The organism is Amycolatopsis sp. NPDC003676 (genome assembly GCF_053587275.1).
This window is the reverse complement of sequence record NZ_JBSFNS010000285.1, coordinates 1-1,459: the sequence shown is the minus strand read 5'-3', so window position 1 is coordinate 1,459 and position 1,459 is coordinate 1. Positions and strand designations below refer to the sequence as shown.

Genomic DNA, 1,459 nt, shown 5'->3' with positions numbered 1-1,459 from the left:
GCTGGTTCACGAAAGCCCGCACGTACCCGGCGGATTGGCGCACATACATCCAGGCCCAGAATTCCAGCCCGGTGTCGGTGGGACTGGCGACCATGGTGATCTCGCCGTCGAAACACCGGCCGACGATGTAGCGGGCGCGGGAGATGTGCGGCGTGAACGTCACCACGATGATGTGGCGCCAGCCGTAAATCTTTGCCCGCCGGATGATTTCGCGCGCCTCGCCGTCGGTGGTCCACGGATCGGGCAGGAAACACGAGACCCGGAAGGCGAATCGGCCGCCGCAGTACTTGTCCATCATCGGGTCGTCGGCCCCGGTGGACTGCGAGATCAGCACCTCGGGCGCGTAGCCCTGCTGGGCGAGCTCGATGCCGAGGTCGAAGCGTTCGTAGGGGGTGCCGCCGAGCACCACGATCACATCGGCGCGACGCAGCGGGTCCAGCTGCGGGTTGACGAAGACGGGCCATCCGGCGATTGCCGTACCCAGCACGATGACCAGTGCGCCGACGAGCAACCATCCCGCACGTCGAAAGATCGACACTGCATCGAGGATAGCGAAGGGTGCACACTGGACCCCATGACCGACTCCGCCGTTGCCCCCGAACACCTCGACGTCGTCATCGTCGGCGCCGGACTGTCCGGCATCGGGGCCGCGTACCGGCTGCAGACCGAACACCCGCACCGCAGCTACGCCATCCTCGAGGCCCGCGCCGATCTCGGCGGTACCTGGGATCTTTTCCGCTACCCGGGCATCCGCTCCGACTCGGACATGTTCACCCTGGGCTACCCGTTCAAGCCCTGGCGCGCGGCCCGTTCCATCGCCGACGGCGCCGCGATCCTGGACTACATCCGCGAGACGGCCAGGGAGAACGGCATCGACGGGCGCATCCGCTTCGGTTCCCGGGTGATCGGTGCCGACTGGTCGTCGGCGCAGGCGCGCTGGCAGCTCACCATCGCCCACGAGGGCCCCGACGGCCCCGAGCTGAGCACCCTGACCTGCGGTTTCCTCTACGCCTGCGCCGGCTACTACGACTATCTGCAGCCGCACACCCCCGAGTTCACCGGTCGCGCCGACTTCGACGGCACCATCGTGCACCCGCAGTTCTGGCCCACCGATCTGGACGTGCGCGACAAGCGGGTGGTCGTCATCGGCAGCGGCGCGACCGCGGTCACCCTGGTGCCCTCGCTGGCCGGCGAGGCCGAGCACGTCACCATGCTCCAGCGCACCCCCACCTGGATCAGCGCGGTGCCCGGCCGCGACAAGCAGGCCGACAAGATCCGCGAAGCGCTGCCCGCCGACCTCGCGCATCGGCTGATCCGGACCAAGAACATCCTGTTCAACATCGGTTTCTACCAGTACTGCCGTCGCCGCCCCGCCGCCGCGCGCAAGCTGCTCACCGGCCTCACCTCCCGCATCCTCAAAGACGACAAGCTGGTCGCCGAGCACTTCACCCCCGACTAC

Annotated in this window: 2 protein-coding genes; one reads left to right on the top strand and one right to left on the bottom strand. The window is 68.0% G+C overall.

The window, feature by feature from the left end:
* Positions 1-538 (bottom strand): YdcF family protein (locus ACWDNU_RS45715; protein ID WP_449673430.1); only part of this gene is annotated, 538 nt, incomplete at its 3' end.
* Between the two features lie 36 nt (positions 539-574).
* Between ACWDNU_RS45715 and ACWDNU_RS45710 the strand changes: the two genes are divergently transcribed.
* Positions 575-1,459, top strand: an 885-nt coding sequence (locus tag ACWDNU_RS45710; protein ID WP_449673429.1) for a flavin-containing monooxygenase, incomplete at its 3' end; no start/stop codon positions are given.